This window comes from Paenibacillus radicis (ex Gao et al. 2016) (assembly GCF_014641555.1).
In the GTDB taxonomy this organism is placed as follows: Bacteria; Bacillota; Bacilli; order Paenibacillales; family Paenibacillaceae; genus Pristimantibacillus; species Pristimantibacillus radicis.
Genome location: NZ_BMHY01000001.1, coordinates 421197 through 435693, shown reverse-complemented (window position 1 = coordinate 435693; position 14497 = coordinate 421197). Strand labels below are relative to the sequence as shown.

Sequence of the window (14497 nt, the reverse complement as noted above, 5' to 3'; positions counted from 1 at the left end):
CGGTTCAGGTGCCATTCTTGATTCCATCCGGTTTATTCTTGCGAAACCGATGGAAGGAATCTTCAAAAAGCCACCTGAACTCGATACGCTTCACTTCGCGCGAATCGAATGCCGCAGTTCAGCCTATCACTCCCGCTGTCCTTCTAGCGTTCTAGCATCCGGCAAAGCGTTCCGCCATTAGCCCAGCCTTGCCAATGCTTCTTCCCGTGTCGGCAAGGAAGGAATCGCGCCAATCCGCGTTGTAGCTAGCGAAGCCGCTGCATTGGCAAATTGGAGAAGCTGGGGCAATTGTTCGTCGAATAGCGGCTGTCCGGCCTTCTTCCTCTCTGCCAAACCTTGCAGCACAGCTGCGACAAACGCGTCACCTGCACCCGTCGTCTCCACGACTTCGGCTTTAAAACCTTCGATATAGCCGCTCAGTTCGCCGTTCGTATAGTAGCAGCCATCCTTGCCCAGTGTAACGATGACCAGCTTCGGCCCGCGTTCCATAATATAACGTCCGCATTCCTCTACCGTAGAGCATCCCGTAATGAAGCGGAATTCCTCCTCGCTAATCTTAACGATATCCGCGTAGCCAAAGCCTTCGTTGATTTCCTTGCGGGCATACTCCTGATCCGGCCATAAATCCATCCGCAAATTCGGATCGTATGAAATAAGAAGCCCATGTTCGCGGGCATAAGCCAGCGCTTGCAGCGTAGCTTCCTTGCTGCTCGGACTGCCCAGACTGATCGAGCCGTAGTGGAAAATAGCACCTTGGCTCATATACGCCTCGTCGATATCCGCGGCGGACAGCAGCATATCTGCGCCGGGATGCCGATAGAACATGCAATCTCTGTCGCCGTCGGGCTTTTGCGCGACGAATGACAAGGTCGTGCGGGCTTCCCTGTCCAGCGCCAGACAATTGGTATCTACCGTCAGCTCATCCAGCACCCGCTTCAAGTAATGGCCAAACGGATCATCGCCTACTTTGCCGATAAATCCAGCCGTGCCTCCCAGCTTCACTACGCCTGCGGCCACATTGGCCGGAGCTCCTCCCGGTGCTTTTACAAAGCCGGGACTGTCAATTAATTCAACATCCTTTGCCGTCGATACGAAGTCTATCAGCAGCTCACCTAAGCAAATGACATCCAGCTTCATGACGCGTCTCCCTCCGTCTCCCGATACTGGCTGGCCGCACTCTCCATCAGCAGGAAGAACGCTTGGCTCTCGGGAGCCGTTCCCGGCCGGTCGAAAAACGGTGCCGCGCAGGAACCTTGCACTAAACCATTCTCGTCAACCCGTGCATGTACAGCCGCCCGCATTCGATCTGCAAATTGGATGTAGTCCTTATCCAGTACGCCGAGCAGCACGCCGCGGTAAATCGAATAGCTCACCATCTGTGCAGCATTCGTCTCTACAAAGGTTGACGGATCATCCATTACGTCATGGAATAGCCCATCCTCGCGCAAGTGCGCCAGACTGCCGTCGATGGATTGCTGCAAATAATTTGCGATCCGCCCCCGTTCCTCCGGCAAGCTATCCGGCAAGCTTGCTATAACGCGTATCATGCCAGCGGCAGCCCAGCCGTTGCCTACGCCCCAATGCGCCTCCCGGATAAACGATTGCGCCTCGTCATCGTAAATATGAGCGAACAGCTTCGCTTCCGGGTTCCATAACAGCTTGCGATAGCCGTCGATCTGCTTCACTGCTTCGTCGAAATGACCCGAAATGGCCAGAAACGGCGGTGCCATATAAAAGGAATCAATCCACACCTGCGGCTTGTCGATTACATGCCGTAAGATGCCTTCCTCCGTCTTAGGTGCGTGGTGAAGCAGCCAGTCCAGCATGCTTGCCGCGCCTTTTATGAATAGCGGGTCGCCCGTTGCTTGAGCCGCGCGTGCGACGGCCTCGCCGTTGGCAGCCGAATCCGTGACGGAATAGCCGTCATTCATGACGCCAAGCTTGCCGGACGTATCTTGGCGGTTAACTGCATCTCGCGCGAGCAGGAAGGCCAGCTCCGTATCGCCAGACTCCAGCAGCGCTTGCGCGGCAACTCCCTGCTCCCAGGAATACCTTTGCATGCTAAGCAGCGCCTGTTTGACCCGTGCGATTCGTTCCGCATCGGCTGTATGTGAATCCGTAATAGGGCTCATCCTTTAACCTCCTTAGAATTGGCGTGCTCCTCTGTGCCCGAACACCATGCCAAAGCCTCGCCGAGCAGTCCGATAAAGCTCGGATGCTGCAGCCCTTCCGGCCGATGTGCCGGGGCCAGCGCGCATACCCGCCCTTCTCCGTAATAATGACGCCACGCGGCGATAGAGCTCCCGTCAACCGATGTGGAGCGCAAGTAAACCTCGGTTCGCGATTCGTCGCAATGGACGAAGTAATGCTCGTCCTTGATCGTGAATTGAACCCCGTTCCCCTCATATTCCACCAGCTCATGAAGCTCCGGATGCGATGCGAAGCTGCCCCGCAGCATATCGACATAAGCTCCGTCTTCCGGATAGGATGCCAGGCCAGAATGCCAGGCCAGCCAACCGCCCCCTTGCTTAACGTAAGCCGTAATCGACTGGGCAATGGCTTCGTTCATCCATAGAGCCGATTTATCTCCCTCCGGATCAACGCGGTTTTCCTTAAACAGTACGACGAGATCAGGCCGCTTCGCTAACGTCTGAGGCAGCTCGAGCGCATCGGTTATCCATACATCAACAGCGGTTTTCCCGCCGAAAGTTTCCTGCACCGCGGACATGAGCGCAGATTGAATCATGTCCTCGCGATGATAATAATCGCCTATGACTGCCGCAATTTTATACATAAGTCACCCCTTCGCCATACTTGAATGACAACTTTGCCTGTTCTGTTGCATGAGTTCTCCTCATGTACGTTCATCATAAAGGCAATTAAAAGCGGGCAGTACCCCACATCTTTCGTAAAACCTGTACGTTTCTTGGATGACAATGAAGGTTAGACAACGCAAAAAACCGATTGTTCTAGGGGAACAATCGGCTTTTGTACTAGCGGGCAAGCTGCTGCGCAATTATCGGGGCTCTGAGCTGTATATTCAGAGCGAAGCGAATCAAAATGTAAAAATACAGTTTGTAGGCCGGTTTTCGGGCGATTTATCGCATCGAAATGCAAAAGTGCAGGCTGATTGACCTAAAAAGAAGAAATAGAGCCGAATCGGGCGATTATAAATGCACTTTTGCATTTTGAGGCCGTTTTTGGGCTGTTTGAGCCGAATCAAAATGTATGTTTACATTTTGTTGGGGTCTGCCCGAAGGTTTTCCATATCACAGAAACCCCTGCTGCTCCTTATCGAGCATAATACCTGCAAAACGAAGCGAAAGAGAAAACCGGTATTGGTAAATAATGCGACTTTCTCTTTCGTTTCGTTATATTAAATGTTAATTGTCTTTAAAAGCTGAAACTGAAGCTGAAGCTGCAATGGAGCAAAGTTATAACGATAAGCGATGATTTCTACTGTAGCGCTGCATCTACATCTGCATCTACATCAGCCGCCCTGGCGTTCTTTCAGCAAAGCGGTCAATTCATTTCGATGCGTATACAATAGAATGACGAAGTTTCCGAACCACACCCACAGGATGGCCGGGGAGAATGCTCTGGCAACCAAATAAACGGAAAGCAGCAGCATGCCGCTGACAACCTGCAGGCCGTCGGCCCGTGACGACGTCGTATTCGTTCTCGCATGCAAACGGCTGGCAGCCGCCAGAAGCGCCAGCAGAACGGCGTACGCTAAAGCGCCTTCGAAGGTGGTCAAAGCACTCCAGACACCGAATGTAACCGCAATTGCCTTGCCTCCCTTGCCTCTAAGAAATGGGCTAAACGCATGACCCAGTATAGGTGCGAGGGCAAGTGGAATAAGGGCGTACCCTTCCCCATATCCGCCCTCAATGATCAAGAACAGCGGAATATAGCCTTTCAGAAAGTCCAGTAGCACGCCGGCAATGCCCAGCTTGTAACCGGAAGCTTTCCATAAATTCAAAGCGCCGGGATTGCCGTCGCCTACCGTTTTCAAATTTTTTCTCCCCGCAAGCCCCAGCCAGTAAGAGAACATGAGAGCACCCGACAGAAACGAACAGACGGTCAACCAGATGATCATTGCTCCCGTCGGCCTCCCACCCGGATCTTCCTTCCCTTCCATCTTACATGCCCGAGAAATACGACCTGATAAGCCGAATACAGCATGACGGCAATGAAAAACAAAGCAGCGATAATATGCAGCACCGGAATGACGATACCGAATTTACCCACATACTTTTTAAAATAAATGAATTGGAGCATGTATAGCAGATAGCCTGCCAGCATCGGAATAAACCACGAGGTGCCGATGGCCAAAAACATCGCTTCAGACACGAGCAGTCCCACTACCCAGATGGCGATCGGAATAATCGTCCACGGGCTTAGCCTCGAAGTGCTTAATATCGCTCCTTTGCTGAAGCCCTCGATTTCGCTTTGAATGCCTTGCGGGTACATACGGAACGAGACGAGGCCATAGCCGATAAAATTGGTGACCGGTATTCCCGCCTCGATAAACTTCGAACCGATCAGCAGATCGTCCAATACTTCGGTTCTAACGCTGGCATGGCCATTGATCCGCTCATAATCTTCCCTCAAGGCCAGTATGCAAGAGCCGTACAGCCCTTTCTGCGGATTGCTCCGCTCAAATTTTGACGTAAACGCAAAGATGCCCAGCATATTCATGACTAGAGCAAGCTTCTCATACCGTTTCTCCGTATGATGGAACGGCACGACCGATACGACGCCGCGAGTCCGCTCCCTCGCTTTCAGCAAAGCTTCCAGCGCTTGAGGGGCCAAGCGGATATCCGCGTCGAGAAAAGCAAACACATCGCCCGATGCATTCAAATATCCGTTCCATACCGCCCAGCTTTTACCCGTCCAGCCTGAGGGGAGGCTGCTGCCGGCAATGACTTTGACGCCGTAGCTTTCCGCTATTTCCTTCGTCCGGTCCTCTGAGAAATCGTCAACAACGATAATCTCGTAAGGGGGGACGGTTTGCGATTGAAGGGAATGGAGCAAATGGGGCAAATTGCAGGCTTCGTTTCTTGCCGGGATGATCACGGACAATTTCCGATTGCCGCGATAAGGCTCGGGGTAGACTGGCAATGTGTTTTTTTTGAACAAAAAAAATCCGGAGAGACAGCCGACCGACACTAGAATAATAATCCACATGTTCTGATCCCCCTTCTACTTTCTATCTATATGAGGGATGGAACCATATTATTTTTGCGTCTGAGCTTGCTCCGGATTAAAAGTTAGCTTGCCTTTATTTTGTAAAAGAAACTTCGATTTGCACGATCTCGGAACGTGAGCCGATACGGATCGGCGGTCCCCAGAAGCCATATCCCGAAGAGACGATGGAATGCAGCTGAGCTTTTTGCAGATAGCCCCAATCGTTCTCAAACAGCCTTTGTGTAATGAGATTGCCGGGCGCAATTTGCCCGTGATGCGTATGTCCCGATACGACGAGATCGACGCCTTCACGCTGAGCGATATCAAAGCCACGCGGCTGGTGATCCAGCAGGAATATAGGCTGCGATTCATCCATTCCGCGGGTCAGCTCGGATAGCTCCGATCGCCCCTTGTCGCTGGCATCTTTGCGGCCGATAATCGTCAGCCAGTCGCCGACAGTGACGGCTTCATCGTAAAGCACCTGCATCCCGCTCTCTTCCAGAAGAGCGATTAATTCGCTTATATCGCCGTTGAACTTGTCATGATTGCCCAATGAGGCAAACACGCCATAAGGCGCTTCGATGCCCGCCAAAATGCCGCCGATGCCCTTCTCCTTGTAAGGCACGATATCATCATCAATCAGATCGCCGGGAAACAAAACGATGTCCGGCTTCAGCGCATTAATCTCTTTCACCATGCGAATGGCGTGATTCTTGCCCGATAAATAGCCGAAATGCATGTCGGAAGCCATTACGATGTTAAGCTTGCCGTTCTCCGGTCCTTTTTTATCAATCGCAATGGAATAAGCACGAACAGTTGGACTATAGGCTTGGAAACTGCCATAACCCATAAGAAAAGCGAGCACGGCCAGCGTGACGATACCCGCCCACTTCTGCACCTTATGGCGCGGAAGCCGGGTAAGTCTCGTCAGCCAGACGATAAGATGAACGAGCGGCAGCAGCATAACGAGCAAGCTGAACAAGGCCAGCCAATAGTTGCCGATTACATTAAGAATGATAGAGCCGCCGAACACTCTGGCGAGAATAAAGGAGCTTGCCAGAAAGACTAACGCGGCTCCATAAATGAACCGGAAGCGGCGCGACCAGGACGGCTTCATCCACGACCAGCCGCTCCATCCGATATAAAACACGATGAGTCCATATAACGCCAAAAATACAATGCCGATTGCGATAAACATCGTTGTCCTCCTTCTGAATGCTGCTTTCAGTATAGCATTTAATAGGGTTTGTCCGGAAACTCCGCTTAAGCTGGCATGGAGGGCTTACAGTCCTATTTTTCACAAAAAATTAATATTGGTGTAGACATAAACAATTTCCATATGATAAATTCTTTTTACAATCATCAACATTCAACAAATGGAAAGCAGAAGTAACTTGGCTGATCCCGCGGTGCAGCAGGCTCCGTCCGTCATCAACTGATTTGCTTTTTTTGTTACCACTAAAGTTAAAGCGCTTAAACATAGTTTGCTTAAGCTATTTTTTTGGACTAAAAGTTTAAGCGCTTTAATTTATAAAATGCAACCGTTTGAAAGGAGGGCAGCGACCGAGGTCAAGTTTAGTTCCAACCTAATAAAAGGAGGAATTTCATTTTGAAACAATCGAACCGCAGCAAATCAAAAAAGTTTGGTGTTGCTCTTCTCTGTCTCACAATGCTTGTCACACTGCTCGGCGCTCCCGCTCCATTCCAGAATAAGGCCCATGCCGCCGGTGAATTGAAGCCTTTCCCGCAGCAAGTCAGCTATCCCGGCATTATTAAGCCCAACCATGTGACCCAAGCCGCTATGAACAGCGCCGTCGCTAGCTACTACGACTACTGGAAAGGAAAGTATGTGAAAAACAACCTGTCGTCCCTGCCTGGCGGCTACTATGTGAAAGGTGATATTACCGGCAGTGCTGAAGGCTACACCCCGCTCGGCACCTCGGAAGGGCAAGGCTATGGCATGGTAATCACAGCTTTGATGGCCGGCTACGATGCCAATGCGAGAACGATTTATGACGGCATGTTCAAAACCGCCAGAGCGTTCAAAAGCTCGACTAATGCCAACTTGATGGGCTGGGTCGTAGCGGACAGCAGCAGCGCTCAAGGCCACTTCTCCTCCGCTACGGATGGCGATCTGGATATTGCATATTCCCTAATTCTTGCTGATCGTCAGTGGGGCTCAGGCGGTACGATCAACTACTTAGAAGAAGCCAAAAAAATGATTACGAACGGAATTAAAGCGAGCAACGTAACGACGAACAACAGACTGAACCTTGGCGACTGGGATTCGAAAAGCGCCTTGAATACACGCCCTTCCGACTGGATGCTCTCCCATCTTAGAGCTTTCCATGAAGTAACGGGGGATCAAACGTGGTTGAACGTTATTAATAATCTGTACAGCGTGTACACGCAGTTCTCGAACACCTACTCCTCCACTACAGGGCTGATCTCCGACTTCGTTGTCGACAATCCGCCTAAACCGGCTCCGCAAAACTACCTGGATGAGTTTCCGGAAACGAATCAATACTTTTACAACGCCAGCCGGGTTCCGCTCCGGATCGTCATGGACTACGCCCTTTACGGCGATACTCGCGGACGGGATATCGCGAACAAGATGGCGGTATGGATTAAAGGCAATACGGGCGGCAGTCCCGGCAATATTAAAGACGGCTATCAGTTGAACGGGACGGCGAGCGGCAGCTACGCGACTGCCGTATTCGTATCGCCATTCATCTCGGCAGCTACTACGAATACCGCCCATCAGGCTTGGGTCAACTCCGGCTGGGACTGGATGAAGAATAAGAAGGAATCCTACTTCAGCGATTCCTATAACCTGCTGAACATGCTGTTTATTTCGGGCAACTGGTGGAAGCCGACTGCCGGCAGTACGCCGACCGATACACAAGCGCCAACTGCGCCTTCCAATCTGACCGCCACAGCTGTCTCCGGCAGCCAAATTAACTTAAGCTGGACGGCTTCGACCGACAATGTGGGAGTGACGGGCTATCGCGTATTCCGCGGCAGCACACAAGTCGGAACGCCCTCTGGCACAACGTACAGCGATACCGGCTTAACCGCTTCGACAGCTTATAGCTATACGGTGAAAGCGATTGATGCGGCAGGAAACCTCTCGCCGAACAGCAATACCGCAACGGCGACAACAACTTCGGCTCCGTCCACCGGCACCAATCTCGCGTTGAACAAAACCGCAACGGCCAGTTCTGTAGAAGGAACCGGTTTCGAGGCAAACAAAGCGACGGACGGCAATTCATCCACAAGATGGGCCAGCAACGAAGGCAGCAACAATGAATGGATTTATGTCGATCTTGGATCAACGAAAAGCGTCAACCGGGTTAAATTAAACTGGGAGGCTGCTTACGGCAAAAGCTATAAAATCCAGGTATCCGACAACACCTCCTCATGGACGGACGCTTATTCCACAACGACCGGTGACGGCGGAATCGACGATCTGACGTTCACGGCAAAAAGCGGACGGTACGTCCGGGTGCTTTGTTCAGCAAGAGGAACCGCTTATGGTTATTCCCTCTATGACTTTGAAGTGTACGGCTCTTAATTCATAGAAATCGGCGAAAAAAAAAGGCGGTGCAGGGAGATTATCCCCGCACCGCCTTTTCCGTTGTTACCCTGCCGTAATCAATGAACTATTTCCCGCTTTGGGACAACAGCTTCAGAATCAGCGTAACCGCCTCAGCCCTCGTCGCGCTAGCGTTAGGAGCAAACCGGTTCTGGCCTACGCCTGAAATATAGCCCGCCTTATAAGCTGCAGCTACGTAAGGGACTGCCCATGCCGGTACTTGACCAGCATCTGCAAAAGATAGCGAAGCGTTTGGCTCAACCTTCAGGCCGGCCGCACGTACGATAATAACTGCCATTTCGGCACGTGATATTTGATCGTTCGCCCGGAACGTCCCGTCGGCATAGCCTCCGATAAGTCCAAGCTCGACCGCCTTCGCAATCGTTTCCTGTGCCCATTGCGGAATAGCGCCTTGATCTGTGAAGCTGCTGTTTTTTCCTGCCGCCGGCAGTTCAAGTGCCCGTGCCAGCATCGTAATAAACTCAGCGCGAGTTGTCTTATTGTCCGGACGGAATTTGCCGTCGGCATACCCCGTTACGAACCCTTTATCCAATGCCTTCTCGATGCCTGACTCCGCCCAGTGGCTGCCGATATCAGTCAGAACCGGCTTCGGCTCAGTTGTGCCGCCTCCGTTACCCGGATTCGTTCCGCCACCGTTACCCGGATTCGTTCCGCCTCCATTGCCTGGATTCGTTCCGCCTCCGTTGCCCGGATTCGTTCCGCCTCCATTGCCTGGATTCGTTCCGCCACCGTTACCCGGGTCTGTTCCGCCTCCGTTGCCCGGGTCTGTTCCGCCTCCGTTGCCCGGGTCTGTTCCGCCTCCGTTGCCCGGGTCCGTTACTGCCTGCGCGATAACTGGAGCAGAGTTATCCTTGTCGCTTACCGCTTTAATGACAAACTTATAGGATTTCGTTGTATCCAAGCCTGCGAGTGCATACTCATATGAAGCTTTTCCGCTTTCCGGTTGAATGCGTACAGACCAGTTCGCACCCAATTGATCCGTTTGTTCATAGATCCGGTAAGCGGTAATGTCACGTCCGCCTGTTGGAGCGGACCAAGTTAATGTTGCTGCCCCATCCTCGATTTTACTCATTTTTGCATCTTGCACCGGATTCGGAGCAGGCTGCGTTTTTTTGATGCTGAATTGATCGTAGCGGTCGGTCGTACCGGTCTCCGTAGTCGTATATACGTCGAATGAAATTTGGTCATTCGTAACCGTCACACCGGTGAACATTTCCTTATTCGGCTGGCCGTATTTCTCCGCGAACGGGAATGGTCCCGCTTTTGGCGTATACCGCTTGTCGCCTGCTGCATTGCTCACCAGATACATTGTGCCTTTCGGGTTAAGCAAACTGCCGTCCGCATCGGTCGGCGTATTTTTTTGCGGCACATTGCCGTACATCGGATACGACTTCGTATACGTATGGTCATGACCGCTCAGAACAACGTCGATGCCAATCTCATCGAACAGAGCTGTCAGCTTTTCGCGGAAGAACAAAACGTCACTGTCATTCGTATGGCTTGCTACCGAGTAAGGCGATTTGTGGAACATGACGATTTTCCACTTCTTATCGCTCTTAGCCGCTTCTGCACGAAGCCATTCCTCTTGCTTCTTGTACACGACGTCAACGCCGTTCACTTCATTATATTCCGTATTCATAACCATGAAATGTGCATCGCCATAGTCGAAGGAGTATACCGAGCCATCCGGCTTCGCTCCTGTGTACGAAATATTAGGCAGGTCAAAATGATACCAGAAGTTGTTGTTCAGCTTGCTCTCATGGTTGCCGAGCGCTGGAACAAGCGGCACTTCTGCAAATATGTTTTTCGGCTTATTGAGCAGCCACATCCACTGGTTCTCAATATCCCCGTTATCCACCAAATCGCCCGTCACTGTAATGAAGCGCGAATCCGGGAATTTCGCCAATCCTTGCTCAAGCGTATGATTCCAAGTCACATATTCAGCCTCAGTCGTTCCTTGCGGGTCGGTCGTATAGAGGAATGTAAATGCATCATCGCTTGGGTCGGCCGTTTTAAATGTGCGAATATCGCTCCAATGGCCCGTCTCGCCATCCCCTACCCGGTAGCTGTATTCCGTGCCCGGCTTCAAGCCAACCGCCGCCACCTTATGGCTCGCATACGTCGTCTTCTTGCCCGCGCTCTTATCTGCACTCGACTGGAACACATACACTTCCATCTTATCGCCGGTGAATGACATCGTATCATTGGCCGGAAGTGTCCCGCCGGTTACCTTCGAAGTTTCCGCAAGCTCCAGCTGCGTACCTGTCACGGCTGGATCCGTGTACCACGCAAAGCCTTGCGTATTGCTTGGATCCCCTTTATAAGTCAATGCAATCGCCGTAGGATGCGGATCAAGCGGCGTCCCAGGTGCTGTCGCCTGCGGGTTGCCGATCAGCTGCATATCCCAATAAACGTCGGAGCTGCCGGCGCTGCGCTGATGAACTTCAGCAGCCAGCACGTTTGTGCCTTCATGCAAAACGGCCTTCAACGCTTGCGTCAAGTCCGCCGTCTCCGTAGACGGATCATTTAGCGTCGTCGCACTAAGCGTCAAATAGTTAGGCTCGCCTTCCGGCATATTGAACCTGTACACTTCCGATCCGTTCGCGTAAAGGACAACACCATCGTCTACGCCGAATTGGCCGACGATTTTCGTAATATCGGACAGGCCGGCACTCTCAATAGTCGTCCGGAAATACGAGGTAATGTATTTCTTGGAACTGGATGGACCGTAGCTGATCAATTGCTTGATGCCGCCGAACAGTGCAGTCGAAGTGGCGACTGGATAACCCAGTGGAGCCGAACCGCTTTTCCACTCTGAATCGTCGAAGCCTGCGGCTCTCCAAGCCGTTCCTTGGTCTGTGCCGCTATCCAGGTATTTCCATGCTGCATTTTTGGACAGCAGCGGTATATCCTTGCCTGGCACTCCTGGCTGTTCCGGAACCTCTGGCTGCCCGGGTTCCTCTGGCTGCCCTGGCACTTCCGGATTCCCTCCGCCAGCTTCATCCTGCTTCGGAAGAGCCGTCATCATCATGTCGAAATACAGATCAGAGCTCGACAAGCTTTGATTATGGACTTCAACCGTCAGCAGATTGGCGCCGTTATGTAGAGCAGCTTTGAGCGCTGTGTTCAAATCAGGCGAATAAACCTTAGGGTCCGCGAATGAAGTTGTGGCGAACATGCCATAACCTACCTCGCCTGCAGGCAAGCTCTCGCGGTAGATCTCTGTCCCGTTGACGTAGAAGATCAAGCCGTCATCGACGCCAAAAGTGATATGATAGCTATCAAACTTGCTCACATCATCAATTGTAATGATTTTGCTGAAATAGGACGTCGGATATTTCTTCTTGGCATCCGTTCCGAAGCTAATGATCGTAGCTACCGAACCAAACGGATCAACTCCCACATCGCTTGTACCCACTCCGCTTTTTTCCTTGTAGCCAAATGGGGCTAAACCAAGTTGCCAATTCGAAAAATCAAAAGACGGGTTTTTCATCGCCGCGCTATAATCAATTCCCTCTGCGCTATAGCTCCAATGCGAGCCTTTGCCCACCAGTTCAACCGGAGCTGGACCTGCTTCCCCCGCCGCTTCCGCTTCTCGTGGACCTGCAACCGGAATTATCGCTCCCGCTGCCACTAATACCGTCAAAAACAAAACTAACCATTTACTCTTTATTAAACGGTTCAAACCCATCACCCCATCGTTAGAATTCACCGCTTCATCCTAACAACAGAGTGTCATGCGCACGTTACCGTTATTTTAATAGATTATTAAGTTAGCCAGTTCAATCTAGATTACCTAAAGCCCGTAAAATGAGGATAAATCATACATGTTCAGAAGCTAGAGCAACATCCCAATTCACTTACAAAAAGGCCCCTATTTCCAATGTAAATGGAAGTAGGGGCTCTTTTTCCTGGATGCGGTCCGGTCTTCTACCTTTCCGCTGCATTACATTATTTCTGCGAAACCGATTGGAACCACTCGTTCACTTCTTTGGTCACTTTCTCTCCGCCGTTCGCTTTCCAATTTGCGACGAACGTATCGAAGGCATCTACCGGCAGTTTGCCGTAAACGATTTTGTTGAACGTCTCCAGCTCGGATTGGCGGAGCAGATTCCATTTCTCGATCATCGTAGGCGTTGCTGCACCCGTAAAATAGTTTTGCTTGCGGATATCAAGTTGCGACATCACGACTTTTGCGGCATACCAGTTTTCCGGCTTGCGGAATTGGGCTTGCTGCTTCTCGTAAGGCGTCTCCGGCTTATCACCGTTTGCCAGCTTAACCAGCGTGCTCATATACAGATCAGGAATACGGGCAGGACCGGTAATGTACGGGAATTTATCGAAGAAATCTTTAATCTTCTCTTTGTCGCTTGTCGGCTGGCCATCGACCATATCCCAGTCATAGCCTTGTGCAAAGCCGTTTTCGTACTTGCTTCCTACAGCCGGATTAGCCAAATTATCAAGCAAATAGTTATAGTATAAAATAATCGCTTCCGGGTGCTTCGCGTCTTTGTTAATCATAAAGCTGCTGTTGACGCCCGAGTTTTGCCATTTGGTGCCGATCAGCCCATCTGGGCCAGCAGGCACAGGATACGCTTTATATTGCGAGCCCGGTACGTTTTTCAGCAAATCTGGAGCCGGCCAATCCGGAACCCAGTTCGCGCCTGGCAAAATACCCGCGTTGCCCTTCGTCCAAATCTCCGCCGATTTCCCTTCGTCCCACAATGCAGAATCGGGATGAATATACCCTTTCTCCATCCACTCTTGCAGCTTGGCAAGCGCCTGCTTCGCTCCTGGATTAACAGAGCCGTACTCCAGATTGCCGTCTGCATCCTTGTTCCATTGCTCCTGAACAGTGCCATAAGCGCCAAACAGCCAGTCGAGGCCGCCCATCCACGTATTCGTGTTGCTCTTCATCGAGATTGCCAGCGGATAGACATCTTTAGGAGCCAGCCCGTCCGGATTTTCGTTTTTGAATTTGTCCATAATGTTCTCAAGATCGGCGATCGTCTTAGGCGCCTCCAGCTTCAGCTTCGCCATCCAGTCCTCACGAAGCCATAGAAGCGTATCGTCATTGTCGGTATATTCCATGATCGGCAGATTCCACTTCTTGCCGTTCTTCGTGAACGGATACCATAGCTCTGGATGCTGCGCGGCATGGTCCTTCCACGCTTGATTCGCATATTTCTCAAACAGCTCGTCGATCGGAATGAATTGCTCGGAATCGATCAGCTGATTCGTCAGAACGGCATCGGTTGGCACCATTACGAAATCCGGAAGCTTCTCACCAGAAGTCAGCGCTAGCTGAAGCTGCTGCTTGTATTGGTCGCCCCCGGCAGGATACCATGTGTTTTTATATTTGATACCCAGCGTTTCCAGCATCCAGCGGTCATGCACGTTATTTTCCTTTGTCTCGCCTTTTGTGTATTCACGCGGCATAATGACGGTGCTGATCTCTATCGGCGGATCGTATTTGCCTTTTTCGAAGGCAAGATCCGCAGCACTTCCGGTTGCTGTTGCGGCCGGATCCTCCTTGCTTCCGTTATTGCTGCCAGAATTGCCGGCATTGCCGGAGCAAGCGGAGAGGATAAGCGCCAACGCAATGATCGGCAGCCAAAGCTTCTTGAATGTACCCATTTGATTTTCCCCCTACGATGTAAAATGATTTCTATCGCTACTTTACCAACGGGC

Annotated in this window: 10 protein-coding genes and 1 pseudogene; 3 read left to right on the top strand and 8 right to left on the bottom strand. The window is 51.4% G+C overall.

Going from position 1 to position 14497, the window contains the following annotated elements; genetic code table 11:
* Positions 1-177 precede the first annotated feature (177 nt).
* The 3 genes from IEX98_RS01780 to IEX98_RS01770 are packed head-to-tail and all read right to left on the bottom strand — an operon-like array spanning position 178 to position 2794.
* Entirely contained in the window at positions 178-1137 is a 960-nt protein-coding gene (locus tag IEX98_RS01780) for a PfkB family carbohydrate kinase (RefSeq protein ID WP_188887218.1), read from the bottom strand.
* The gene (locus IEX98_RS01775; RefSeq protein ID WP_188887217.1) at positions 1134-2132 is read right to left on the bottom strand and encodes a glycoside hydrolase family 88 protein; all 999 of its coding nucleotides are present in this window, start codon (positions 2130-2132) and stop codon (positions 1134-1136) included. The genes IEX98_RS01780 and IEX98_RS01775 overlap by 4 nt, the downstream gene beginning before the upstream one ends.
* On the bottom strand, positions 2129-2794 hold the full coding sequence (locus IEX98_RS01770; RefSeq protein ID WP_188887216.1) for a ThuA domain-containing protein: 666 nt from the start codon (positions 2792-2794) through the stop codon (positions 2129-2131). The genes IEX98_RS01775 and IEX98_RS01770 overlap by 4 nt, the downstream gene beginning before the upstream one ends.
* Positions 2795-2936: 142 nt before the next feature.
* Between IEX98_RS01770 and IEX98_RS01765 the strand changes: the two genes are divergently transcribed.
* On the top strand, positions 2937-3134 hold the full coding sequence (locus tag IEX98_RS01765) for a hypothetical protein (RefSeq protein ID WP_188887215.1): 198 nt from the start codon (positions 2937-2939) through the stop codon (positions 3132-3134).
* A 356-nt stretch (positions 3135-3490) separates the two neighbouring features.
* On the opposite strand, the gene IEX98_RS01760 is transcribed toward IEX98_RS01765, so the two are convergent.
* The 3 genes from IEX98_RS01760 to IEX98_RS01750 form a co-directional block, all read right to left on the bottom strand.
* A complete protein-coding gene (locus IEX98_RS01760; protein ID WP_188887214.1) occupies positions 3491-4099 on the bottom strand; it encodes a glycerol-3-phosphate acyltransferase in 609 nt (202 codons plus the stop codon).
* Entirely contained in the window at positions 4096-5190 is a 1095-nt protein-coding gene (locus IEX98_RS01755; protein ID WP_188887213.1) for a glycosyltransferase, read from the bottom strand. Before IEX98_RS01755 ends, IEX98_RS01760 begins: the two co-directional genes overlap by 4 nt.
* Positions 5191-5284: 94 nt before the next feature.
* Positions 5285-6388 (bottom strand): metallophosphoesterase, encoded by a 1104-nt coding sequence (locus tag IEX98_RS01750; RefSeq protein WP_188887212.1) that lies wholly within the window; start codon positions 6386-6388, stop codon positions 5285-5287.
* 522 nt (positions 6389-6910) lie between these two features.
* Here IEX98_RS01750 and IEX98_RS29025 point away from each other — a divergent pair.
* Positions 6911-8086 (top strand): annotated as a pseudogene (locus IEX98_RS29025) (glycosyl hydrolase family 8); the annotation flags it as partial.
* Positions 8087-8116: 30 nt separating this feature from the next.
* Positions 8117-8764 (top strand): discoidin domain-containing protein, encoded by a 648-nt coding sequence (locus IEX98_RS29020; protein WP_374705316.1) that lies wholly within the window; start codon positions 8117-8119, stop codon positions 8762-8764.
* Positions 8765-8852: 88 nt separating this feature from the next.
* Here the strand turns inward: IEX98_RS29020 and IEX98_RS01740 are convergent, their stop codons facing one another.
* The gene (locus IEX98_RS01740) at positions 8853-12518 is read right to left on the bottom strand and encodes an S-layer homology domain-containing protein (RefSeq protein WP_188887211.1); all 3666 of its coding nucleotides are present in this window, start codon (positions 12516-12518) and stop codon (positions 8853-8855) included.
* A gap of 239 nt (positions 12519-12757) precedes the next feature.
* Positions 12758-14443, bottom strand: coding sequence for an ABC transporter substrate-binding protein (locus tag IEX98_RS01735; protein ID WP_188887210.1), 1686 nt, complete (start codon positions 14441-14443; stop codon positions 12758-12760).
* Positions 14444-14497 lie beyond the last annotated feature (54 nt).